Source organism: Vibrio parahaemolyticus (assembly GCF_900460535.1).
In the GTDB taxonomy this organism is placed as follows: Bacteria; Pseudomonadota; Gammaproteobacteria; order Enterobacterales; family Vibrionaceae; genus Vibrio; species Vibrio parahaemolyticus.
This window is the reverse complement of the sequence record NZ_UHIL01000001.1, coordinates 2,256,733-2,280,094: the sequence shown is the minus strand read 5'-3', so window position 1 is coordinate 2,280,094 and position 23,362 is coordinate 2,256,733. Positions and strand designations below refer to the sequence as shown.

The window sequence follows — 23,362 nt, the reverse complement described above, 5'->3', positions numbered from 1 at the left end:
CCAGATAAAAATCAATTTGTGAGGCTATCATGTTTAACAGTATACGCACTCGAATTGCTGTCAGTGCGGGTGGGGCAATGGCCTTCACTCTATTGATTGCAATGGGTATGACAACCAATGCGTTCACGCAAGTGAATGAACAAATCACTACAAAAGTAAAATCTCAACTGAACGAAGCCACCACGACCGACCTGAGCAATACGGCGATTCAGCAAGGGCTGAATATTTCCAACCAGTTAGAGCCAGTGTTGGCGAACCTAAAGCAAGCGCGTTCAATTATCGAATTAAGCGCAGAGACGGCCGCGACGCCAGACATTATTGTTAAACAGTTTATTGCGTCGCTAGAAGCTCAGAACAAAGCTGTGTTTGCTGGTTACATGGTATGGGAAAAGCCATCGTGGGTTGAGCCAACGATTCAAGACAAAAGCCTTGGCTTTAATAGCGAAGGCTACTTAGCGCCATTCTTTTCGCCAAATTCGCACAACAGTTTTGATGTCGTGGCGATGGATAGCTTTAGCAATACTGAATTAAACAACAACGGTGAGCGTAAAGACGATTGGCACTTGATGCCTTACGAAACGGGCAAAACGTTCGTGATGGAACCGTACATGTATCCGGTTCGTGGCAAACAAGAACTGATCACGACCATCAGCCAACCAATCAAGTTACGTGGCGAGATCATCGGCTCTCTCGGTTTTGATTTGTCATTGAACGAGTTACAAAGCCAAAGTGAAGATTACGCGAGCGACTTGTTTGATGGACAAGGCCGTATTCTGATTTCTTCGTGGAAAGGCATCACACTGGCGAACAGCAGCCAAGCGGATCAAGTGGGCAAGAAAGTTTTTCATGAGTTGGCGTCTCAATGGGCTCGTATTCAATCCATTGCGAAACAAAAAGGCGCAGGCCTTGTGACGTTTGGCGGGGATGAGTATGCGATTACTGCAATTGAAACCAGCGATGCACCTTGGATCGTTATGGTATCGGTTCCCAGTAGCTTCCTTAAAAAGAACGTGGATGACTACGAGCGATGGAGTGAAGAACAAAGTGCAGAAGCTCTTGAAAAGGGAGTGTGGGCAGGGATTATTGCGGCTCTGATTGGTATTGTTGCGATGACGATGATCGCGACCTCGTTGGGCAAAGTGTTAACTAACTTAGTGGAGCGTTTTAAAGACGCAGCACAAGGCGAGGGCGACCTAACTTACCGCATTGAGGTGAAAGGTAAGGACGAAACCGCCCAACTGGCGCACTGGTTTAATACCTTCCTCGCTCGCATTCAGGAAATGCTTTTAACCGTAATGGCGACGGCAGACCAAGTTGATAAAAACGCAAGTGAAGGCCAAGCTCGCGCGGCAGCTTCGAGAGATCAACTGAACGTTCAAGTGAACGAAGTCAACTCGCTAGCAACGGCGATTAATGAGATGAGCGCAACCGCACAAGAAGTGGCAAATTCTGCGGTACAAGCAGCAGCGGCGGCAAGCCAAGTTCAAAGCAATAGTGCGAATGGCATGTCGCGTATGGACAATGCTGCAAGCGCGGTGGATAACCTCGCTTCGCAAGTGAATGATGCACAGCACCAGACGCAGAATTTGGTGGCTTCAAGCACGGCGATTCAGGGTATTCTGAGTGAGATTGGTGGCATTGCCGATCAAACCAACTTGTTGGCTCTGAACGCTGCGATTGAAGCTGCGCGTGCTGGTGAAGCGGGTCGTGGTTTTGCTGTGGTAGCCGATGAAGTCCGCAACCTTGCAACGCGCACACAAGGCTCGACAGAAGAAATTCGTGCAATGTTGGCTCGTTTGGAGCAAGAAACGCAATCAATCGTCGTGTTGATGGAGCAAAGCCAGAAGCAAGCGGTGGATACCAAAGAAGAAACACAAGCAGCGCAGTTGGCGTTGGCCGAAATCAACCAAGCTATTGAAGTGATTAATGATATGAATAATCAGATCGCTTCAGCGGCAGAAGAGCAAAGCTCGGTGTCGGAAGAGATCAACCGTAATGTGGTTGTGATTAATGATACGGCGATGGAAGTGATGGATACCATGTCATCTTCTGTAGCGATCAGTAACGAACTGACAGTAAAAGCCAGTGATCTTCACGGTGAGTTGAGTAAGTTCAAGTTGTCTTAATCAAGCGAGTGAGTTCAAGCCAGCTCACTAGGTTCATTTCCGGCAAAACGATTGGCGAGAAATATCGAACAAAACAAAAGGGCTCCAGAGTTACCTCTGGAGCCCTTTTTAATATTCAAGTTCTAATGAACTAACGACGTTTTGGCTTACGTTGACCGGCTGGTTTGCCTTGGCCTTGTGGACGACCTTGGCCTTGCGGCTTGCTACCTGCTGGGAGGTTTGCACCGTTGCCGCTAGGGCGCTGGCCGTTGCTAGCAGGGCGTTGACCACCTTGTACTTTACCAGAACCGTTACGGTTGCCTGATGGTTTACCATCTTTTGAACCGCCTTCAGCGCGTTTGTTCAAGTGGCCACCGAAACCTGGTTGATTTTTGGTGTGCTTGGTTGCAAAGCGGTTTGCACCGTGACGGCCAGACTTACGACGTTGCGCTGGAGTTTGAGCATCAATATCTTCTGCAGGAACCAAACACGTTGGTTTGTCACCAATCAAATGCTTCTTGCCCATGTTGACCAGTGCTTCACGAATTAATGGCCAGTTAGCAGGATCGTGGTAACGCAGTAGTGCTTTATGCAAACGACGTTGACGTTCACCTTTCGCGACTGGAATGTCTTCGCGCTGTTTGTACTTCACGCGTTTCAGAGGGTTAGTCTCCGAGTAGTACATTGACGTTGCGTTACACATCGGTGATGGGTAGAAGTTTTGTACTTGGTCACACTCGAAGTTGTTTTTCTTCAGCCACAGAGCAAGGTTCAACATGTCTTCATCTTCTGTGCCTGGGTGCGCAGAGATAAAGTAAGGGATTAAGTACTGCTTTTTGCCTGCTTCAGCACTGTACTTTTCGAACATCTCTTTAAAGCGATCATACGTGCCCATGCCCGGTTTCATCATCAGATCAAGAGGGCCTTTCTCTGTATGTTCCGGTGCAATCTTCAAGTAACCACCTACGTGGTGAGTTACGAGCTCTTTCACGTATTCTGGTGATTCAATCGCAAGGTCGTAACGTACGCCAGATGCGACCATCACTTTCTTCACGCCTTCAACTTTACGCGCTTCGCGGTATAGATCGATGGTGTGTTTGTGGTCTGTATTTAGCTTGTTACAGATGCCCGGGAATACACAAGACGGACGACGACAGTTCGCTTCTGCTTTTGGATCTTTACAACCTAGGCGGTACATGTTTGCAGTTGGGCCACCAAGATCGGAAATTGTGCCGGTAAAACCTGGAACTTTGTCGCGAATTTCTTCAATCTCGTTGATGATCGATTCTTTCGAGCGGTTTTGAATGATTCGACCTTCATGCTCGGTAATTGAACAGAAAGAACAGCCACCAAAACAACCACGCATGATGTTCACAGACGTTTTGATCATGTCATACGCTGGAATTTTTGCTTTGCCGTACATAGGATGAGGAACACGCGCGTAAGGCAGACCAAACACAAAGTCCATCTCTTCGGTCGTCAATGGGATTGGGGCTTGGTTTACCCAAAGTTCACGATCACCATGGCTTTGAAGTAACGCTCGACCTGAGTACGGGTTCGTTTCTAAATGCAATACACGACTTGCGTGGGCATAAAGAATGCGATCGTTTCTTAGTTTTTCAAACGAAGGTAAGCGAACCGCAGTTGTCGCAGCATCGTGGCGTGATGGGCGAATCGTGATTGGTTGTGCAACTGGCTCATCTTTTTTAGTTTCACACTGAGTTTCTACTTCGTATGGGTTCTTTGGTACGAACGCTTCTTTACGAGGTTTTTCAATGCGAGAAGAATCGATAACCGTGTAGCCTTCTGGCGGGGCTGGCAAGTTCACGGCAGTACCACGAATATTGGTCATGGTGCTGATGTCTTCGCCATTTGCAATGCGATGCGCTACTTCTACAAGTGCGCGTTCTGCGTTACCGAAAAGTAGGATGTCTGCTTTTGCATCAAACAGTACCGAACGGCGAACTTTATCTGACCAGTAATCGTAGTGCGCAACACGGCGTAGGCTGGCTTCGATACCACCTAAAACAATAGGTACTTCTTTGTAAGCTTCACGACAACGCTGAGAGTAAACCAAAGTCGCGCGGTCTGGGCGTTTGCCACCTTCGTTATTTGGTGTGTACGCGTCATCGTGACGAAGTTTTTTATCCGCAGTGTAACGGTTGATCATGGAGTCCATGTTACCCGCAGTGATCCCGAAGAACAGATTTGGCTTACCAAGCTGCATGAACGCATCTTTGTTTTGCCATTCTGGTTGAGCAATGATACCGACACGGAACCCCTGCGCTTCTAGCAGACGGCCAATGATAGCCATACCAAAGCTCGGGTGATCTACGTAAGCGTCACCGGTTACGATGATAATGTCACAGCTATCCCATCCTAGGGCATCCATTTCTTTGCGACTGGTCGGCAAGAAAGGTGCCGTACCAAAACACTCTGCCCAGTATTTTTTGTACTCATGAATAGGAGTGATGTTATTGGTCATATTTTGCTCTCTGTTCCAGGGAGCGCGAATTATAGCGATTTGATGATCAGGTATCTATAACAAACTCATCTATTCAAGCTCAGTTCAGAGAGTTTTATTTGGTTTGCAGAAATATCATTGTTATATCGACGATTTTTTATCTGATATCCCCTTTGAAGCCTTATGGTTATTAGCCTGCTTAGATTTGTTTGTCGCAATTTTAATACATTTGATAAGCAATGGAATGCTTATTTGAAACTCGCCTATAATCAAATTAGTGCATAGTTAAAAGTGCATGTGCCGAGCATGCTCGAAGCAACATTCAAAACCGCAAGGCTTACCTGTTAACTTTCGAGTCATAACAGAGAACCTAAAGGTTCCTCAAACATCGACTGTGACATTGGGTTTTGAATGGAGAGCAAAAAGGCCGACCAAAATAAGGGGGCTAGGAAATGAGCGAATCACTAACGATTGCACAAGGACAAGTGCAGCATGCAGCCAATCACACTCAGGTCGTGGAATGGTCTTATGACATCTATACTCGTGAGTTTGAATGCGATCAACCAAGCATGGCCAATGCTTTTGGCTTTAAACGTCCGATTAACAGTTTAGATGAGCTGCTTCAATATATGTTGATGGGGCAGCAAGAGGCTTGTCGTCAACGCATTGCGGACGTCGAATTTATGGGTGGGCAAGGGCATTTTTCTTGCTGCTTAATGCCTAATGACGCCAAGCTCATTCATGTCACCATGAGTTTTGAAAAGCTCAACGAGCGGATTGTTCAAGGCACAATCATTCCTCAGCTGACCATCACTGGGTGTGAAGAGCTGGCGAAGATTCTTGAAACCATCTTCGATTTGCCAAACGTCGGCGTACTCGTTGCCGATGAAGACACGCGTATTCTTGGTTGCAATCGCGCCTTTGAGCTTCAGATGGGGTATCAAAATCGCGATCTCGTTGGGTTAAAAACCTACATCTTCAGCACTTCTCACCATAGCCAAGCGTTCTACGATCAGCTTTGGAAACACATTGATGAAGAAGGGTATTGGAGCGGCAATCTTCTTAGCCGCACAGCCAATGGTAGTAACCAAGCGCATCATTTGTGTATCTATCGCCTCACATTCAATTCAGGGCGTGTGCTTTTTCTCGGTTTTTCAACGGATATCTCGGCTTCCCTTTTGTGGATGAAAAATCGTTGTGAGCAAGTGCAAGACTGGTCGGCATTTTTGCCAACCAGAGATGAATTCGAACTTCAATTGGATAACCTCGCAAACGAAAGTGGTCACAAAGACCTCAATATCGTGATGACGCTAAGACCGAACTTTGCCCAGAAATGCATGTTGGAACAACAGCTAGGTTTTGCGGACTTTATCATGCGTAGTCGCTACACCAGCATTGCGGGGCAGTTATCGCGAGACGTCTTTGTAGTCTGTTTACAAACGCCACATTGTCAGTGGTTGAGCCCTTTGCGCTTGATTCAAATAGCCATGAAAGGTTTCTTTTCTGAGCTGAGAAGTGAAATGGGAAACAAAATGCACGCTACGATTGTGGAAGGGCAAACCGGGGTTTCTGTCCTTGGGTATGACACCAATAATCCAAAACAGGCACTTGCTCATGCGGCGCAAGCGATGGTGTCTTCGAAAGCCGGAGAAAACGGCTACTTCAACTTTTACAACAGTGAACTTCACGCCGAGTTGGTGAAACGTCAGCATTTGGAAACGTTCCTGAAAACCCAAATTGAAAGTGAGCTGGTGGATGTGTATTTTCAGCCAATTATCGAAACGCGAACCGGCAATGTGGTGAAGTTTGAGGCATTAGCGCGCTTCTATCACGAAAACAGCGAGTACAGCACGCAAGAGATGATTTCCATCATTGAAGACCTGGAGTTGATCGCTGCGCTGGATGACGTTGTTTGCCAAACCGCGCTGAAGCAGTGGTCACATTTGCAAAAAATCTATGGCGAAAATATCGGACTTTCCATTAATCGCTCGTTGAATACCAAGCTGGATTCATTGCAAGTTCTCCAGCGATCGCTCGATTTGATTAAAGCCAGCGATGTAAACCCAAAACTGGTGACTATTGAGTTAACAGAAACCGCGTATTTCGAGCAAGATGAAGAACACGCGTTTGCGTTAGAACAGATTCGCCAAGAGGGCATTCAAATTGCGATTGACGACTTTGGTACGGGCTACTCTTCGTTTTCTTATTTGGAAGAAGGGCAATTTGATGTACTAAAAATCGACCGCAAGTTCGTCAAGAATATTCATGAGGGTAGTACAAGTTATAACATCGTCAAAACCATTACCGATTTGGCACACAAGCTGAACGTCGAGGTGGTTGCCGAAGGTGTCGAGTCACAACGCGAGCTCGAAGTGTTGGCTGGTATTGGTGTTGATTACATGCAGGGCTTCCTCTTTTCTCAGGCGTTGCCAGTGGTACTACTCGATACGGCTCAAGCACATGACACACTTTTTAATGGTGTGATGGTTAAACCGACTCAAGATGCGATGTTACAGTCGTTATGTCATCACGATGTGCGCCGACTCGACCCAGGTGAACCGCTGTCTTTGGCGGTGGAATACATGAATCTGAGCCCAAGCGCACCTTTAGTGGTTATCAATGAAAACCGCTGCGTTGGGTTGATCACCAAAGAGCAAGTCAACTTGCACATGACGCCAGCGATGGGGACAGATTTAGAAACCGAGCGCGAGCATCGACTTTGGAAACGGCCAGTCAATCAGGTGATGAGCACCGCATTTGAGCAAGTTGATGCCTGTTTGCCAGTAGCGGCCATTCGAGATTTGATCAAAGCTGGTATAGGCTTCCCTTGGATCTTGTGCGACGCCAAAGAAGAATATCGTGGGCTACTCACTCAAGATGATGCCTTGCAGTATCTGGCTTCATGCTAATGACTAGGTCAAGTATTGCTGCACAGGCTTAATATTAAACGCATGAGCATTAAGCCTGTTTGATGCTATTTGGATCGCAAGTTAGGCGGAGAGTTTAGGTGGTTTGGCGATAGGTGATTTGCTATTATCGCCACCCCAAAACGACTTTTGAGCTTGCATTCAACATGATTCAACAACTGCTGGTTACTTTCCCTCCAATGTTATTTGGCGCACAAGCGCTGCTGACTTTGCTTTTGATCAAGGGCGATATTTGTCCGGGTCAGCGAGGTCGTCTCCACAAAATGTTGCCTGCGATAGGGGTACTTTGGCTTGCGGTAGCATCACTTCGTATTGAAGCGTTTATGGTGGTGTTCGCGATTTTCTATTTCTACTCTCAAGTTCAGACTAAGAAAACGCGTGAAAAGGGCCCGTTGTGGGCGCTGCATTTGGCGAATGGTTTGGCCTTTGCATACGTGAGCATTCAAGTGTTTGAACAGCCGAATTGGCCTGCTTCAGCAGCGATGGCTGTGATGATCTTCTTCTTAGGTGCGTCGTTCTCTCAATTGCTGCTTACGATTGCCCGTAGCCGACTACAGGCGTTCCACCGTATTTTACCTGTAACGGGTATTGTGTCTGGCATGCTATTGGTGCTTGCGACTTTATTTTCATCGTACCAATTGGATGAAGCTACGCTTGCGAGCGCAACGCAGCCGATTTTGATCTCTTTAGCGCTGCTTATCTCTACCATTGTGGTTTGGTGTTGGCATATCTTCACACACAAGGCGCCAGAAAAAGTGCAACTGAGCATTGCTTTGCTGCTTGCTCTTGCTTCCATGACAAGCCTACAAGGTTTGTTTGCTCTGGCTGTTTAACAGTCTGATAGTGAGTTCACGATCTCGAGTGAGCTCACTTTAAATTCTCCAGATCCTGTCTACGCTGTATGTATATACCCAAGTAACCTCGAGATGCTTGGTTCAGCGAGAATGACTTGGTTTGAAGGCGAGGCAACAATTTGAAGAGCTAGTAGTTCTAAATCAAAAATTGTTAACAAAGCATGCAAACCAAGACAACTCGCCCTTTGGGAGCGTGTCACTAAAGCAATTTCATCGTCAAAAAACTTGGAAATAGCTGGCTATTCCGCAGCGTTGTTTTCCTTGAACTTGAATTAGTGACAACGCTCTGAACTCTACATCTTGAAGTCACTTGGGTATATACCTTGATACGTTGTCGAAGAGGAGTGTCGCGATGGATTTAAGCAATGTAGGCAATCTGGATAGCATCATTTTGTTGGGGATCGTCAACGAAAAACTACGCTTAGAGTGCGACAGTTTTGACGAGTTGGCTTCGGTCTACGAAATGGATGTTGAGTCGGTGGTGGGCAAGCTTGATATGCTTGGTTATCAGTACGACCCACTCACCAATCAATTCAAAGCGTACGAACGCTAGTCTCAATCGATTCCTTGTTGTTAAGCCATCTTGATGCCGTCAAGATGGCTTTTGCATTGTTGTCTCGCCGTCGCGAAGAAGGCTTGCAGATAACGCTTATCTTTTTCAGAGTTACGCGTTGCTGCGAACAGACGACGCCACAAACCTTTGCCAAATGGTTTACTGGTGATTAACCCCTGACGAGAAAACTCGGATATCGCCCAGTTTGGCAGCGCCGCAACGCCCAACCCTGCCGAAACCATTTGCACCAGCATTAAGGTATTGTCCGCTTGCTTCCATCTGGCAGGCTCGACGCCGGCCGGCTGCAAGAAGTGCTTAACAACGTCCAATCTTTGTTTTTGAACCGGATAAGAGAGCATAGTTTGATCGGCAAGATCTTGTGGTTCGATAATTTCTTTGTCAGCTAATGGATGATTAGTCGCAGTAATTAGGCGCATTTCGAAGTCAAACAACGGTTCATAATGTACCTCAGAACGAGGTTGAATATCCGACGTGATAACGAGATCTAACTCGCCAGCCAGCAATGCAGGTAGGGGCTCAAACCCAAATCCGGACGAAAAATCCAACGTGACGCTTGGCCACGCCAATTGATATTCCCTTAGAGCAGGCATGAGCCATTGGAAGCATGAGTGACATTCGATCGCCATGTGTAATCGACCGTTGACGTCCTCTTTCAAACTCGCCAGTTCGTTTTCTGCTCTTGCCAGCTTCGGCAAAATATCTTCCGCGAGGCGCAAGAGAATTTCACCCTCAGAGGTAAATTTCACTGGGCGAGTTTTGCGTAAAAATAACTGACCGCCAATACGAGATTCGAGATCTTTGATTTGGTGAGAAAGAGCGGATTGCGTTAAGTGCAAGGCAGTAGCCGTAGCAGTTAACGAGCCGGTGTCTCGAAGCGAAGTTAATGTTCGCAAATGTTTTAGCTCTATCATGAATCCCTTTCATCCTTTGTGGTTCGCCGTGAACGAATTCCTATCCCAGTCAATAACGGCTCAATATGGTTTCTTAATGCTCTGCCTTGTTGAAATACTCAATAGCTAATTTGAATTTTTGATTTAAGAATAAACACTTATCAAACAAATCCACTTCACTCGCAAGCAATTTTTTATTGCTGTTAAAACGTATTGATTGACTGCGACAGACATAACTAACTTAACGACAAAAAATGGATATGTAAACGTCTAGACGTCTATTGTTGTGATTTATTTGCGAATGAAATCGACCCATGATGAATTTTTTTAATAAACAAGTTGAATAAATGGACGTTGTCCAAACGACAGAGGAGAGAGATAGTTTAGCCATCCAGACATCTTGTGAACTTAGAGAAAGATGCTCTGACCTAAACAAATTGAACAAGATTGAACAAGATTGAAAAAGGAATAGGGACATGGCTACAACAACGCACATACTCGGTTACCCACGCATCGGTGAAAAACGAGAATTAAAATTCGCTCAGGAAAAATACTGGCGCGGTGACATCGATCAAACAGAGCTTAAAAAAGTTGGTGCAGATCTGCGCGCTAAAAACTGGCAAACACAAACAGAGGCTGGTTTAAGTTTTACTACCGCTGGCGACTTCGCTTGGTACGATCATGTATTGACGACGACGTTGCTATTGGGTCACGTGCCAAAACGTCACGCAGGTGGTTTTCCTAATCTCGATACGCTATTCAAAGTGGGTCGTGGTCAATCTCAAGCGGGTTGTGGTTGTGCGGGTGCTGCAGCATCGGATATGACTAAATGGTTCAACACAAACTACCACTACATCGTACCTGAATTCAGCAAGGACGATACGTTTGAAGTGAGCTGGCCGCAACTGTTTGAAGAAATCAACGAAGCAGTCCAAGCTGAGCATAAAGTGAAGCCGGTATTGCTCGGCCCAGTTAGTTATCTTTACTTAGGTAAAGAGGTAGAAGAAGGGTTCGATCGCCTGACGCTACTGCCACGATTGCTTACGGCTTACCAAGCTATTTTGGCTAAGCTGGCGAGCCAAGGTGTTGAGTGGGTTCAGATTGATGAGCCGATTTTGTCGCTTGAGCTAGAAAAACAGTGGGCTGACGCGTTCAAGCTGGCATACCAAGTGATTCGTAGCGATGTGAAAGTGCTGCTAACGACGTACTTCGATTCTGTCACCGATACCCTAGACAAAATTATTGAGTTACCAGTAGACGGTTTGCACGTTGATTTGTCTGCCGCTCCTCAACAGCTTGACGACGTGGTTGCCAAACTACCAGAAGGTTGGGTGTTTTCTGCCGGAGTTGTGAATGGTCGTAACGTGTGGCGCTCGGATTTGAGTGCGCAACTTGAACGTCTACAGCCAGTCAAAGAGAAATTGGGCGACAAGCTTTGGGTGGCGAGTTCATGCTCTCTATTACATAGCCCAGTTGATCTGGAACTGGAAACAGAGCTAAGTGAAGAAGTGAAAAGCTGGTTTGCATTCGCAAAACAAAAAGTGACAGAAGTCGCTTTGCTTGGCCGAGCACTCGACGGTGATCAAAATGCGATTCTCGCTTGTGATACCTATAGCCAGCCAATCAAAGCACGTAAAACGGCAACACATGTGAATAAGCCCCAAGTGCAAGCTCGTTTAAACAGTATTACAGCGTCACTTGCCGAGCGCAGCGCACCTTACGCGGAGCGTGCTGCGCATCAAGCTGAAGTGTTGGGTTTACCTTTGCTGCCAACCACGACCATCGGCTCTTTCCCTCAAACGGGTGAAATCCGTGTTCAGCGCAGTGCTTATCGTACTGGTCAGTTATCTGAGTCCGACTATATCCAGGCACTTAAAGGACACATTGCGGATGCCGTAAAACGCCAAGAAGCGCTCGACCTAGATGTACTTGTGCATGGTGAAGCAGAACGTAACGACATGGTGGAATACTTCGCGGAGAATTTGGCGGGCTTCCAAACGACGAAATTTGGTTGGGTGCAGAGTTATGGCTCGCGCTGTGTGAAACCTGCCATTGTGGTTGCCGACATTGAGCGTGAAAAGCCGATTACGGTTGAATGGTCGACGTACGCACAATCGCTAACCAGCAAGCAGATGAAAGGCATGTTAACTGGCCCAGTGACGATTCTATGTTGGACGTTCCCGCGTGAAGACATCACACGTCAAGAAATCGCGCAACAACTGGCATTAGCACTGCGTGATGAGGTTTCTGATTTGCAAGATGCAGGCATCAATATCATTCAAATCGATGAGCCTGCGATTCGTGAAGGTCTGCCGTTGAAAAAGCGCGATCACAAAGCGTATTTAGAATGGGCGGTGAATGCATTTAAGATCTCAGCAGCGAGTGCAAAACCAGAAACTCAGATTCACACTCACATGTGTTACAGCGAGTTCAATGAAATCATCGATTCTGTTGCAGCGCTCGATGCGGATGTGATTACCATTGAAACGTCACGCTCGAATATGGAACTGCTTAAAGCGTTTGAAGAGTTCAATTACCCGAACGAAATCGGCCCAGGTGTTTATGACATTCACTCTCCAAACATTCCGACGGAAGAGTGGATTGAAGGCTTAATCAAGAAAGCGGCAGAAAAGATTCCGGTACAACGTTTGTGGGTAAACCCAGACTGTGGTTTGAAAACACGTAACTGGGCAGAGGCGGAAGCTGCACTTGCCAACCTTGTGTCTGCTGCGAAGAAGCTTCGCGCAGAGCTTGCATAAGGTAGCTCGTCACCAATTTAAAGTGGCTAATAAAAAAGCGGAGACCATCGTCTCCGCTTTTGTGTCTTTTATTTAATGTCCGCCTAGCTCACAAACGACGGCTCTCGTTGTCGTCGGGCTTGGGCGACAAGCAAATGACTGTGTCTATTTGATTTTGCTACAGGTTTGCTCTGAAACCAATTCATCAGCAATTAACTGACCGCGTGAGTTACGCACTTTCAATCGGTACATCAAACCCATATCAATTTGCTCTCTTACCGACGGCGTATTGCAGTATGTATAAATACTGGTATTCAGTACTTGGTTTAATGGTTTAGCACCTAAAGCATCGTCGTTGTAAATCATCATCATTTCTACCACGTTCTTGTTAGAAGAAACACGCATGATTTGCAGCGGACCGTATTCCAACGGCAGTCCGGCAGACAAGACACCAGCACGGTTAGACGCCATTAATTCAAGTTGGCGTTGGTTGTCATTGTTTGATGAACAACCCGCCAATGCACCAAAGGCGAGGAAGAGACACAGTAATTTTTTCATAACTTAAAACACTTTTTTGAACGGTTTTACGATCACGTTTTCGTAAACGCCCGCCGCCACATAAGGATCGGCGTCAGCCCATGTTTTGGCATCTTCCAAAGAGGAAAATTCAGCAATGACTGTCGAACCAGTAAAGCCGGCTTCTCCTGGGTTATCAGAGTCGATCGCTGGCATTGGACCTGCGGTAAGTAAACGACCTTCATCTTGAAGCTGTTGCAAGCGTTCTAAATGTTGAGGACGAACGCCCATACGTTTTTCCAATGAGTTCTCGACGTCCTGAGAAAAGATGACGTACCACATAGCATAGTTCCTTAATTGGTGGGGTAAAGTGTTAATTTAACGTCTTTTTTGAACCTCTCACAAGTGAACAATAGAAAATGTGAGATTCTTCCTAGCAATTCGATTTTATGACGACTTAGCTTTGCACTGGACGTGGTTTGCCTTCACTGTCGATGGCTACATAGTTAAAGGTTGCTTCGCAAACCATGAAACGATCTTCGATGCCGTCGACTTTCACTGGTTTCACCCAAACTTCTAGGTCAACGCTCATCGATGTACGGCCGATTTTCTTACACACGCCGTAACAACAAACCACGTCACCTACGCTGACTGGTTTTTTAAATGTAATGCTTGAAACAGAAACGGTAACGACGCGACCAGAACAGATCTCTTTCGCCAGAATCGCACCCGCCAAGTCAAGTTGAGACATTATCCAACCACCAAAGATATCGCCGTTTGCATTTGTATCAGCGGGCATTGCAAGGGTACGAAGCAGAAGCTGGCCTTTCGGAGAGTTAAATTCTTGGCTCATAGTGACATCCTAAATCTTCAAGGGCGCTCAAAAAAAGCGCAAATATGGTGTGCCAATAAGAATACTAATGCAGTAATTATTGGTCCGTTGAACAAAACAGCGACCCTAAGGTCGCTGTGAATAATACATTTGCGCGGATTATAGCAAAATTGAGTTTTTAATCATCAACCGAGACATCGGAGGAGTTATTTTTCTCTTCCTTTGGCATGTGCTTGTAAATGTAGACACCAGTAGCAATCATGTAGGCGAAGGTGGCGATCAGCATTCCAAATACTTTGAAGTTAACCCAAACATCCAGAGGTAGCTCGTAAGCGATGTAAATGTTTAGGCCTGCAAAAAATGAGAAGAAGCCTACCCATGCCCAGTTTATCTTCGCCCAAATCGCGTCAGGTAGCGTGATCTCTTTACCCAACATGCCTTTGACGACCGATTTTCCCATTAAGTGGCTGGCGGTTAAGCCAACGGCAAGCACCACGTAAATGATAGTGACTTTCCATTTTATGAAGTTGTCGTCATGGAAGAAAATGGTCATGCTACCGAATATCGTGACGATGACAAACGTGATCAGTTGCATCTTCTCTACTTTCTTATACAGCGCGTAGGTCACGATAAGTTGAACTGCCGTTGCAACGATGAGTGCTCCAGTCGCTACATAGATGTCGTACATCTTGTATAGAGCGAAGAAGATAATGAGAGGAATAAAATCAAGGATTTGCTTCATGTTGCCAAAAACTACCGAGTTGTTGAGTTGCTGACAGTCTAGCGGAATCTGGCGTAATGTGAATAGCTCAAGGGATTTGGATAAAAAATTGCCGCTCAATGAGCGGCAATTTATTGATATGTTTAAGGCACCTAAAAAGGCGAAATCTTGCTCGTTAGTACAGATAGCTTGGTGAGCTTCTGTAGGCTTGACTCATGGCTCGAGAGCTAAACGATTCTTTCTTACGCCACACGTTGGTATTGAGAAATCAGAGACTTTACGTCTTCCAAATAGCCTTCTCTCAACAAGTTATCGACGGTGGCTTCTAGCTCTTCATGCGTCATGGTGAAGCAAGTTGATTTGCCTGTCATTAGGCTCAAATATTGGTGATACTCTTCCTCGGTGTAGCGTCCGATTCTATCTAACAATAGTGCTTTTATTCCGTGATGAATCAAGCCGTAATATGTGTGTCGGTGAAGTAACATAGCCATCTCCTTATCAAGCTTACTGACTGCATAACAGCAAGCTCAACGCTCTGGATAATTCGGTTTGTACTTCAGTTAAGCAGTTTTAATGCCAACTATTCATTCGCAATTTGATAACTGTTCGTTACGCTGATTTTATCGAAATGAAGCCATCTCATCAGTACATCACGCAATGCGTTGAGTGTGGTTGGCTTTTCCAGACGACCATCCATCAACTTAGCAATCATCTCGAGCTCTTTCTCTCCAGACTCGCCAGACAGGGCGATGATTGGCGTAGTTGGGGAGCACTGCTTGATTTTTTCGCTGGCATCAAACCCATTCATTACCGGCATTTGAACATCCATCAACACCAAATCGACCTGATGTGATTGAAACAGTTCCACCGCATTTGCGCCGTTATTGGCTTGTAAACTATTGACGCCAAGTCGGTTTAGGTACATTTGAACCAAAGTACGTTGCACCTCTTTATCATCGACAATGAGCACAGTTGGTGCATCTTTGTTGATTTGTACGACAGGTTCTGGACTTGGTTTAGTTTTGACTTTCTGATTCCAGTTGTAAAAGTTTGGCGTTCGAAGCGTTTCTACTTTCGGTGCATTTGGCACAACCGGAAAATGCAGATAAAACTCGGTAAATTCATTAGTTATCGATTTACACTCAATTCGACCACCAAAAGAACGCATCACACGCTGACAGTAACCCAAGCCAAGCCCGCTACCGCCGCTTTTCTGGAATGAGAAAAAGTCATCAAAGATTTTGTGTACGATGCTGTCATCAATCCCAGGCCCTGTATCGCGGAAAACAAGCGTGTTTTCATAAGGGCCGACGAGGGTTCTGATTTCAATTTGACTATCGGGATAGGAATCAAAATAGTAAATCGCATTGCGAATCAAATTGAAAATGACAAAGTTAAACAGCGTCTCGTTGATTTTGGCGACAAAGTCGTTTTGAGTCGGAAGTTTCACCCTTTCGATGATGTGTTCGTTTTCAAAACCGTATCGACTCACCGCAAGATCTACAGCTTTATGAATCGAAGTGAGCGAAAGGGGTTCATGCACAGCAGAAGTATCGCTGACTTCGCGCAAGATGATGTCGATGAGTTGGCGTCCACGCTGAATTGCTGCTTGGCCTTTTTCTATATCGCTTCTGATCTTGTCATCGGATGCATTGCTATCAATGTGCTGTTTCAGCGCTTCAAATTGAAGCTGAACTTGCGCCAATGGGTTGCGCATTTCATGGGCGATCGAGTTGGCTAACGCGCGGCTTTGACGAATCTTTCTATCAGACTCAATCGTATTTTGTACGCGGATCAACAATGTTTGTAGTGCTGAAATCTCTTCGTTCGAAAACAGTTTGTTATCGCTTTTGTGTGAAGAAATCAGCAAATGTGAAACTGACTTTTCACGGCCAAACAGAGGCATAACAAGTGCCGTGTTACTCGATCTCATGCGTTCATACAGAGCTTTGATTGAACCTTTTGAAGACGGTTTTTCGTCGAGTCTTTCAGAAAGTTCGTCGAGCACCAAAACCGAATCATTGCTGTGTAAATAATCTTCGTAGAAGGTTTCGGTGTAGTTACTGGTTACGAGCTGAAGTTTGTCATTGGGTATGTTGAGTAATGTGCTCAACTGATGCACGGCATCGTCGATTGAGCGCTTAAACTCTTCTTCTAACGCTAAGATCTGCTGTACTGGTGTTTGTCGATTGCCGTAGATAAAGAACGATGCGACTCGGCTAACGCGTTTGTAGACCAAGTGCCAGGTGATGCCAATCAAGGCGCAAATCGGAATTGAGATGAGCCATTGATTGTCTTCAGACATTGGAATAAATACCGCACCTAATGGCAGGACGAAAATGGTGCAAACAAAAAGCACACTGATCGTCAGATAAGCAAGGTATTTGGCGCTGTAGAATCTCGATGTAAGCAGCGCGTAACCAACAAACAGCATTTCACTGATGGATAACGCTGGTGGTAGCCACGTTAGTGAGAAATCCCCAAGGAAGTAGGTCATGCCTAGGTGTATGACAGCCGTAGACAGCATGAATACTAAGATCCCTGCGATCATGTAATTGTTCTTCGCTATAGAGAGCTTACTGCTGTTTGCGCGCATGCTAATGAGGTTGGTGAGTGTCATAACGACAAATGTCACCAATCCCATGAAGAAATAAGAAGTGTGAGGGCCAAACTCAATCACAAATTGGCTAGGGCCATCAATCAGCACATTCTCAACGGTTAGGTTCGGGCGTAAATTGATGACCAGAGAATAAACCGTCAGCGCAACAAAAATGCCTTGTTGCCACAGTTTTACTTTGCCTTTTTTCTGCTCAGCAGCGAGCTGGCAAGAAAAGTAGAAAGCAAAAGCAAATGCGAAGAAGGAAGCTAAGTTGGCTAATTTCGCCATGAAAATACCACCTTCTGACCCAAGTAGAGGTAGCAAATCGGTATGGAAGTAGGCGTTACTGCTAATCCAAATAATAATGCATGTCGAATAGGCGATATAAGGCGCGTGGTACGAACCTAAGATCACTTCGTTCTTTTGTTTAAGGCGATAGCAGTAGTACAGCAGCCACACGAGAACTACGGCCACTGTAGCAAACAGTGTGATGGCTTTCGGGTAGAGTAGGCCACTAAGACCTATATCAAGCATGTTCATTCACCTGCGTATTTTGTCTGATTACTCGAATACGGCGTTTATAATCGCGAAAGTCTGTGCGTTTAAAGGTGTCTACCATGGATTCAAAATTCCAGAAACCCCGGTACGTATTAATACCGTCACCGTTAATGTCGCAGTATCCTGAATGAAAGTAGGCTTTAGAATCAATAGATTGATAAAAATTTAACATGAACGCTTGTTCTATAATGGTGAACCCAACCTTGTAGCCTGACTGAAACAGCACATTCATCAGCTCTTTTTGTGCAAGATATAAGAAGTAGAGCTTGTGTTGAACGCTGCCGCTCACAGTAAGACGCAGCACTTCGCATACCGTTTCTGTTTTAGTTATGTGTGTTTGGAATGCCTGATCAAACACTGTTAAAGAACCATAGTCTGTAACGAGGTCACTTGCCAAGATATCAAGACGATTAAGCTCTTGATAGCCGTGCAGAGGTAGACAGAATCGCCATTTTTCACTGTTAAACTGCGGCGCATAACTTAGCCAAGTGTTACGTTGGTTCCAGTCTTGGATTAGCGCTGATGAGACTAACACCGGAGTTGTCTGAGTTTGGAGCAGAATAAAGTGCTTACCTTTCTGAGAAAGTGACAACAAGGGCAAAATCTCATACCACTTTTCTCCTTGAACGAAGAGCTCCAAATTACTCAGCGCAACTGCGTCACTCAAAGTCATTGCCACTGGGTAGCTGGGCAGTTGAACGCGCATTGAAGACTCTGAAATATCATCAATGAGCATTGCTGAGTAAGAGGTGTCTTCGAAGGAGAGTTCAGTCGCTGGCTCGCGGTTTTCAAGCGAGTATTTCTGTTTGATGGCTTCGATTTCGCAAGCGCACCAAAAGTCTAACCAATGAGGGAAGCACTCTGCTACGGTTAATTCAAGTAGATAGACGTCGTCATGTAGGTTGTTCGGATGCAGTCGAACCAAATCTCGATAATCCATTAACTCAAACAAGACAGAAAGACTTTTGGACTGGTACTCAGGGTAGCGTGCCAGCAAGTTCGTTTCTCGTTGATGAGTGATGGACTCAAAGAGAGAGGCTCTCTCTTGTGGTGTTAGGAAGCGAAGAACAATATCGATCAGTGCCTGTTGTTTTGTTTCAATAGGCAAATCTGTATTGGAAAGCGAAACCAAAGACAGCTTAAGACTCATGATACAACCTAGATCTGACGTTTTTTATAGTTAGTACGGGCGTTATATCACTTCAGAAAAATTATGCTATTAGTTTCTATTTGTATGGTTACGTAATGCAAAGAATCAAAAAAAAAGCCGCTCTTTTGAGCGGCTTTTAAGTATTTGTTAGGAAACTAAGCTTCTTGCTTTTGTAACTCCGCTTCAGCGGCAGTTTCTTCTACTAAAGCATCAACAATGACCGCACATGCTGCATCACCAGTAATGTTTAGAGCCGTACGAATCATGTCGAAGATACGGTCAAGAGCGAAGAGTAGAGGCAGACCTTCAATTGGGATACCCGCCGCTAGTAGTACTGCTACCACTAGGAAAGAAGGGCCTGGAACACCAGCTTGACCAACCGCACCTAGTGTTGAAGTCACGATGATCGCGATGTAAGCGCCCATGCCTAGGTCGATGTTGAACAGCTGTGCAAAGAAGATAGCCACCAAGCCGTAGTAAATCGCATTACCAGACATGTTGATGGTCGCGCCCAGAGGCAGAACGAATGACGCAGTTGAGTTTTTCACGCCAAGTTCTTTTTCACACGTATCCATAGTGACAGGCAGTGTCGCCATTGACGACGCTGTTGATAGTGCAACTGCTTGTGGTTTTTTCATTGCAGACACGAATTTCTTCGCTGATGTCTTAGTGAAAACATGCACCATTGCAGGGTATACGATAAAGCCAAACACAAGGATTGCCGCAACGTAAACAACGAACAGTTTGAATACAACCATGAGTGCGCCAAAACCGAACGTACCTACGGCTTCTGCCATCAGACCAAAAACACCAATAGGTGCAATGATCATCACTTTATTGATCATCCAAACCATTGCATCAACAATGCAGTTCACGCCATTGATGATTGGTTCACGACGCTCTTTCGCTTGCTTAGAAATCGCAATACCAAAGAACATACAGAATACTAGGATCTGTAGGATGTTCGCTTCATTCAGTGATTGGAAAACGTTGGTTGGGATCATACCAGTAATGGTTGCCCAGAAAGTAGGTAGTTCACCTTTTGAAGCGTACTCTGCCGAGAACATGCCTTCTACGCCAGAAACGTCGATGCCCATGCCCGGTTGGAATACTTCACCCATAAACAGAGCCAATGCAACTGCTAGAGCCGAAGTTAAACCGAAGTAACCCAATGTTACCAAGCCAACTTTACCCGCAGACTGGCTGTTACCAAGACCAGCAGCACCAGAAATCAAAGCGACAGCAACCAATGGGATTACCAGCATCTTGATTAGGTTGATAAAGATAGCACCTAATGGCGCGAATACAGTCGCATCATGACCCATTAGAGCACCAACGGCAGTACCCACGATCATTGCAATGACGACTTGCACGCCAATGTTGTTTAGCAAACTCTTTTGTTTTAACACTTCCATAACCTCTGTGCTAATAAAATGTAAAATCCTAAAATTACCCACCAGCCTGTAATTGTTTTATGGATAATTATCTCGCCTTGCTTTTTACACGTATCGTTCACAATTGGCAATATGCAGCAGAAGCTTATTGATGAAATAATCGATATTTCATTGACGGGTGCTAATTTTTTGCACGATAGCAAACGATTGCCATTTGCTTAATGTATGGATTCTGTGTCTCGATGTGTTCTTGAGTGATAGATTGCATTTGTTGAAATTAAGTTAATGTTAATGGCTTGTTCAACGGTGGAGTTGAGGAAGGGCTTTGGTTTTTTGGTTTGATATTTATAACAATAATTAGCTAACACGCTCACATTTTGGTTCGTGCGGGCATCTGAATGTTAAATTTTTTACATTCTTGCGTTTTTAAATCTTGTAAATGTAATGTTAACAAAAGGCGATGTGGCTTTTCCAAGCCTCTTAGTCGCCCATGATGCGTGACTCTCTTAAAGGAATTCACGAACAACAATGAAAATGACAAAGTTTTAGAGGGTAAGCCATTATGATGAACCTTGCTGCTGCATTGCAGAGAAATGCTGCAAGTAAACCGAATAAAACGGCTTTGATATGTGGTGATAAAAAATTCACATACGCAGAATTTGACGCGATTGCAGGTAAGATCGCGACTTCGATGATTAAAGCGGGCGTCAAACCGGGAGACCGAGTGGCGTTATCGTGCCCGAATTTGCCTTTCTTTCCTTTCGTTTATTTTGCGGTTCAGAAGGCGGGTGCCGTTACCGTTCCGCTGAACGTGTTGCTCAAATCTAGAGAAATCAAATACCACCTAGAAGATTCGAAAGCGAAGTTTTACTTCTGTTTTGAAGGAACGCCCGAACTGCCAATGGCGAAAGAAGGCATGAAAGCGTTTAAAGAGGTGGATGCGTGTGAAACGATGATCGTAATGACGCAAGATCAAACGCAAAAAGAGTACCAAGGTTTACCGACACTGACGTATTTTATAGAAGATATCGAACCTTTGGCGGATTACGTTGCTCGCGATGCGGATGACACTTGTGTGATTTTGTATACATCAGGCACAACGGGACTGCCCAAAGGAGCAGAGCTCACGCAGCAAAACATCGTAATGAATGCGCTTGTGGCTCAGAACATCATGGCGAGTCAGGCTGATGATGTTCATCTAGTAACGTTGCCACTGTTTCATACATTCGGTCAAACCGTGCATCTCAATGCTAGCGTGCAAAGCGGTGCAACTTTGGTTTTAGTACCTCGATTTGATCCGAAACATGTGTTGGAGCTGATCGAAAAGCATCGAGTGACGCTCTTTGCCGGTGTGCCTACGATGTACATTGGTTTGCTGCATGTTGAACATAATTGCGATATTTCGTCGCTACGAGTAGCCGTTAGTGGAGGCTCGTCGCTACCGACAGAAGTATTTAAGACCTTTGAAGCACGATTCAATGTACCAATTCTAGAAGGTTACGGCTTGTCCGAAACCAGTCCGATAGCGTGTTTTAATCACCTTGATCAGGAGCGAGTACCGGGCTCTGTCGGGCAACCGATTCAAGGTGTTGAGGTGAAAGTCGTTGATCTTGACGGCCATGCTCTCCCTGTCGGTGAGGAAGGAGAAATTATTGTGCGCGGGCACAACGTCATGAAAGGTTATCTTGATCGCCCAGAAGTGACGGAATCGGTGTTGCAAAGTGGTTGGTTCCATACCGGTGACGTCGGGCGATTTGATGAGTCGGGTAATCTGTTTATTGTCGACAGGATGAAAGACTTGATCATTCGAGGTGGCTTCAATGTGTATCCTCGTGAGATTGAAGAAGTATTCATGACGCATCCTGCGGTAGCGATGGTGGCCGTGATAGGTATTCCGCATCAAGAATATGGCGAAGAGATCAAAGCCTACGTGGTATTAAAACCGAATCAATTTGTCGAAGCCGATGAGCTGCAACTATGGGGGCGAGAGCAGTTAGCCAATTTCAAATACCCAAGGTTTGTCGAAATTCGTGAACAGTTACCGATGAGTGCTACGGGTAAGATCTTAAAGAGAGAGCTAAAATCGGAACTCGAAGTCGCTTAAATATGATGTCAAAGCCAGCGAAGCTCTCGCTGGCTTTTTGTTTGATCTACATGGCATTTGCTGGTGGTCGTTTTGGCTGAGTACGCCGTTAGACCAAAGACGTGTTTGCATCTACAACTATTCCAACTGTTTGAGATACGCTTCCATTTTCAGCGGATTCAATATGGTAATACTGCCATATTGCAGCCTAAGAACGTTCGAGTTTTCCAATTTCTTTAGTACCTTATGAACACTTTGTCGTGTTAGCCCCATCATGTTGGCGATGTGCTCACGAGTCACTTTCACTACACAAGACTGGGCACTTATAGGACGGTTATGTTGATATTCTGCCAGAAGCAATAACCGTCTGCCGATCCTCTCTTCTATACCGCGAATGGCGTCGTCTTCGATAATGGAAATAGCTGACCATAATCTGCGGCTGAGCAGATCCAGAATCACAGGGTAGCTTTGTGGATATTTGGCTAACAACTGCCGAAATTTATCGCCAGGTAGCTCTAATAGGGTTACGTCGGTATGAGCCGTTGCTCCGAAAATGCGTGGCATGCCGGGAGAAAATACATTGTCACCAAACCATCCTCCGGCTTCGAAAATCATCAAGGTGACTTCTTTTCCTTTGGAACTTATCGAGTTAACGCGTACAGATCCTTTGGCGATCACCATCAATGAAGAGTGCTGCGCGCCTTTACTGCAAATGAGTGCCTTCTCGTCGAAGTGTCGTGCGCGAACGATTTGTACTGCTTCGTTTATTCCTTCCACTGGCAAACCGGCTAAAACAGGGCATTGCAGCAACAATGATTTGATATCTTCCATGTCAGTACCTTACACAACAGGTTTGAACAATGGCATGTTATCACTTTATGGATTCGCTTCTTTAAAAGACGGTTGGAAGTGAGAGCATTGCGAGGTTTGCAATCAAGTTGATAAAAAAACGCCCAT

Annotated in this window: 17 protein-coding genes; 6 read left to right on the top strand and 11 right to left on the bottom strand. The window is 45.4% G+C overall.

Going from position 1 to position 23,362, the window contains the following annotated elements; translation table 11 throughout:
• The first annotated feature begins 29 nt into the window (after nt 1–29).
• The gene (locus tag DYB02_RS11800) at nt 30–2,126 is read left to right on the top strand and encodes a methyl-accepting chemotaxis protein (RefSeq protein ID WP_029803679.1); all 2,097 of its coding nucleotides are present in this window, start codon (nt 30–32) and stop codon (nt 2,124–2,126) included.
• A 130-nt stretch (nt 2,127–2,256) separates the two neighbouring features.
• Here DYB02_RS11800 and DYB02_RS11795 read toward each other — a convergent pair whose 3' ends face one another.
• On the bottom strand, nt 2,257–4,590 hold the full coding sequence (locus tag DYB02_RS11795) for a YgiQ family radical SAM protein (protein WP_029805604.1): 2,334 nt from the start codon (nt 4,588–4,590) through the stop codon (nt 2,257–2,259).
• A 431-nt stretch (nt 4,591–5,021) separates the two neighbouring features.
• On the opposite strand from DYB02_RS11795, the gene DYB02_RS11790 reads away from it, so the two are divergent.
• The 3 genes from DYB02_RS11790 to DYB02_RS11780 all read left to right on the top strand — a co-directional run bounded on the left by DYB02_RS11790 (nt 5,022) and on the right by DYB02_RS11780 (nt 8,903).
• The gene (locus DYB02_RS11790) at nt 5,022–7,478 is read left to right on the top strand and encodes an EAL domain-containing protein (RefSeq protein WP_005457928.1); all 2,457 of its coding nucleotides are present in this window, start codon (nt 5,022–5,024) and stop codon (nt 7,476–7,478) included.
• Between the two features lie 164 nt (nt 7,479–7,642).
• A complete protein-coding gene (locus DYB02_RS11785) occupies nt 7,643–8,329 on the top strand; it encodes an HI_1241 family integral membrane domain (protein ID WP_005457936.1) in 687 nt (228 codons plus the stop codon).
• 373 nt (nt 8,330–8,702) lie between these two features.
• Complete coding sequence (locus DYB02_RS11780) at nt 8,703–8,903, top strand: DUF4250 domain-containing protein (protein ID WP_005457961.1); 201 nt, start codon at nt 8,703–8,705, stop codon at nt 8,901–8,903.
• 20 nt (nt 8,904–8,923) lie between these two features.
• Here DYB02_RS11780 and metR read toward each other — a convergent pair whose 3' ends face one another.
• A complete protein-coding gene (gene metR / locus DYB02_RS11775) occupies nt 8,924–9,835 on the bottom strand; it encodes an HTH-type transcriptional regulator MetR (protein WP_005481610.1) in 912 nt (303 codons plus the stop codon).
• 455 nt (nt 9,836–10,290) lie between these two features.
• Here metR and metE point away from each other — a divergent pair, with 455 nt between their 5' ends.
• Nucleotides 10,291–12,573: a 5-methyltetrahydropteroyltriglutamate--homocysteine S-methyltransferase gene (metE, locus tag DYB02_RS11765; RefSeq protein ID WP_029805603.1), complete on the top strand. Its 2,283-nt coding sequence runs from the start codon at nt 10,291–10,293 to the stop codon at nt 12,571–12,573.
• A gap of 144 nt (nt 12,574–12,717) precedes the next feature.
• On the opposite strand, the gene DYB02_RS11760 is transcribed toward metE, so the two are convergent.
• From DYB02_RS11760 to DYB02_RS11725, 8 genes are all read right to left on the bottom strand, one after another.
• Nucleotides 12,718–13,110, bottom strand: coding sequence for a GspS/AspS pilotin family protein (locus DYB02_RS11760; RefSeq protein WP_015296982.1), 393 nt, complete (start codon nt 13,108–13,110; stop codon nt 12,718–12,720).
• A 3-nt stretch (nt 13,111–13,113) separates the two neighbouring features.
• Entirely contained in the window at nt 13,114–13,410 is a 297-nt protein-coding gene (locus tag DYB02_RS11755) for a YciI family protein (RefSeq protein ID WP_005481648.1), read from the bottom strand.
• A 115-nt stretch (nt 13,411–13,525) separates the two neighbouring features.
• Nucleotides 13,526–13,921 (bottom strand): acyl-CoA thioester hydrolase YciA, encoded by a 396-nt coding sequence (yciA, locus tag DYB02_RS11750; protein WP_005459205.1) that lies wholly within the window; start codon nt 13,919–13,921, stop codon nt 13,526–13,528.
• A gap of 157 nt (nt 13,922–14,078) precedes the next feature.
• A complete protein-coding gene (locus DYB02_RS11745) occupies nt 14,079–14,642 on the bottom strand; it encodes a septation protein A (protein ID WP_005481614.1) in 564 nt (187 codons plus the stop codon).
• A gap of 221 nt (nt 14,643–14,863) precedes the next feature.
• Entirely contained in the window at nt 14,864–15,106 is a 243-nt protein-coding gene (locus tag DYB02_RS11740) for a hypothetical protein (RefSeq protein ID WP_005481662.1), read from the bottom strand.
• Nucleotides 15,107–15,201: 95 nt separating this feature from the next.
• Complete coding sequence (luxN, locus tag DYB02_RS11735; protein WP_029806549.1) at nt 15,202–17,754, bottom strand: quorum-sensing autoinducer 1 sensor kinase/phosphatase LuxN; 2,553 nt, start codon at nt 17,752–17,754, stop codon at nt 15,202–15,204.
• Entirely contained in the window at nt 17,747–18,928 is a 1,182-nt protein-coding gene (opaM, locus tag DYB02_RS11730) for an acyl-homoserine-lactone synthase OpaM (RefSeq protein WP_029806551.1), read from the bottom strand. The genes luxN and opaM overlap by 8 nt, the downstream gene beginning before the upstream one ends.
• Nucleotides 18,929–19,083: 155 nt before the next feature.
• Nucleotides 19,084–20,343, bottom strand: coding sequence for a dicarboxylate/amino acid:cation symporter (locus tag DYB02_RS11725; protein WP_005481619.1), 1,260 nt, complete (start codon nt 20,341–20,343; stop codon nt 19,084–19,086).
• A 541-nt stretch (nt 20,344–20,884) separates the two neighbouring features.
• On the opposite strand from DYB02_RS11725, the gene DYB02_RS11715 reads away from it, so the two are divergent.
• Nucleotides 20,885–22,426 (top strand): long-chain-fatty-acid--CoA ligase, encoded by a 1,542-nt coding sequence (locus tag DYB02_RS11715; protein ID WP_029804406.1) that lies wholly within the window; start codon nt 20,885–20,887, stop codon nt 22,424–22,426.
• A gap of 117 nt (nt 22,427–22,543) precedes the next feature.
• On the opposite strand, the gene DYB02_RS11710 is transcribed toward DYB02_RS11715, so the two are convergent.
• Nucleotides 22,544–23,236, bottom strand: a complete 693-nt coding sequence (locus tag DYB02_RS11710; protein WP_029804408.1) for a Crp/Fnr family transcriptional regulator — start codon at nt 23,234–23,236, stop codon at nt 22,544–22,546.
• Nucleotides 23,237–23,362 lie beyond the last annotated feature (126 nt).